Below are 2,245 nucleotides of genomic sequence, written 5' to 3' on the forward strand. Positions count from 1 at the left end.
GCTGGCGGCCTGGCTGGCGGGTGCCGGCGCCGGCGTGCGACTGCCTGACGTGGCCCACACCCTGAGCTATCACCGTGAGCGGCACGCCCAGTTCGCCACGGTATGCGTCCGCGATCGCGAGCAGGCGATCGCCGGCCTGCAGGCGCTGGCCGATGGCCGATACACCGATGCTGCCGACGGAATAGTCGGCCCGCGCAACGAGAACTACGGCTCCGGAACGGTATTCGTGTTCTCCGGACAAGGCTCGCAGTGGGCGGGCATGGGCCGGCAGTTGCTGGCCGACGAGCCGGTTTTCGCCGAGGCGATCGCCGAGCTTGACCCGATTTTCGTTGAGCAGATTGGCTTTTCGTTACAGCAGATCATCGCCGACGGCGAGCCGATCAGCGGCGATGCGCAGGTCCAGCCGGTGTTGATGGGCCTGCAGTTGGCGCTGACCGAGCTCTGGCGCTCCTATGGCGTGCACCCCGACGCGGTGATCGGCCACTCGATGGGTGAGGTGACCGCGGCGGTGGTGGCCGGTGCGCTGAGCGTCGTCGACGGCCTGCGGGTGATCGCGATCCGGTCGAAGCTGATGTCCACGCTCGCCGGTCAGGGCGCGGTGGCACTGCTGAAACTGGACCCCGAGGCAACCGAGGCGTTGATCGCCGACTACACGGGCGTCAGTGTGGCGGGCTACATTTCGCCGCGCGAGACGGTGATCGCGGGCCCGGTGGCCCCGGTCGACGCGGTGGTCGCCGCGGTGAGCGCGCAGAACAAGTTCGCCCGCCGGGTGAACATGGAGGTGGCCTCGCACACCGCGTTCATGGACCCGATCCTGGGCGAATTGCGCACGGCGCTGGCGGATTTGAGTCCCGAGATCCCCACCATCCCGTTCTATTCGACGGTGCTGGAGGGCTTTCAGTCGCCGATGCTCGACGCCGACTACTGGGTGGCCAACGTGCGTCAGCCCGCGCTGCTCAGCCAGGCCGTCGCTGCTGCTTCCGAAGAACACGGCACGTTCATCGAGGTCAGCGCGCATCCGATCTTGACCAACGCCGTCGGCGACACGGTCGAGTCGGGGAGCCCGCACCTCAGCGTCGGCACGCTGTGGCGCGACGGCGATGACACGGTGCGGTTCCACACCAGCCTGAACACGGTGCACACCAGCCATCCGCCGCAGACCCCGCATCCGGTCGAGCCACACCCGGCCTTGCCGGCCACGCCGTGGCACCACGGCCGGTTCTGGGTCAGCGCCCGGCCGATCGCGCCGGTCAGAAGTTGTGTCGCGGTTGCAGATTCGGGGATGCCGGCTGAGGGGCCGATCCCGTCGCAGTGGTATGTGAACCTGGCCTGGCCGGCCCGCGAGCTGTCCACGACCCACGGTGACGCCGACGCCTCCTGGCTGGTCATCTCCGACTCCGGCCTGGGCGACGAAATCGGCCGGGTGCTCGGCGACGAATTCGCCGCGACTGCCGAGCCGACGTCGTTACTGGCCGACGGCGCCGACCCGGCGGCGATCACCGACGCGCTCGCCGGGGTCACCCACGTGTTGTACGCGCCGCGGGTCACCGGTGACCAGTTCGACGTCGAATCCGGCTACCAGTTGTTCAACGCCGCGCGACGGCTGGCCGCTGTGATCGCCGAAATGGGAGTGGCGCCAAAGCTTTACCTACTCACCCGCAACGCCCAACCGGTCAGTGACGGCGACCGGGCGAATGCCTCGCAGGCGGTGCTGTGGGGCCTTGGCCGCACGCTGGCGCTCGAGCACCCCGAGTTCTGGGGCCGCGTCATCGACATCGACGAGTCGGTGCCCGACGCGCCGGCCGCCGGCTACGTCGTGGCCGAGGCCGGGGCCGACGATCACGAAGACCAGGTCGTCTACCGGGCCGGCGTCCGCCGCGTCCCGCGTCTGCAGCGGGGCAGGCCGCCGTCCACCCCGCCGGCCGAATTGTCGGCTGAGAAGAGCTATCTGGTGATCGGGGCGACCGGCAACATCGGTCCGCACCTGATCCGGCAATTGGCCGACTCGGGCGCGGGCACGGTGGTCGCGGTCTCGCGTAACCCCGGTTCCAAGCTCGACGACCTGGCCGCCGGCCTGGCGCCGTCGGGCACCACGCTGCTGACGGCCGCCGCCGACGCGGCCGACGAATCCGCCATGCGGGCGGTGTTCGAGCGATTCGGCGCCGACCTGCCGCCGCTGGCCGGCATCTACGTGGCGGCGTTCGGCGGTGGTCCGACCGAGCTGCTGCAGATGACCGAGGCCGAT

1 protein-coding gene is annotated in these 2,245 nt (G+C 69.8%); it reads left to right on the forward strand.

The genetic code is table 11. The annotated features are described in order from the left end of the window. On the forward strand, window positions 1–2,245 hold a 2,245-nt coding region (locus AC2VNT_RS04420; RefSeq protein WP_486945695.1), incomplete at both ends, for an acyltransferase domain-containing protein.

The organism is Mycobacterium sp. TH-M15, assembly GCF_057473705.1.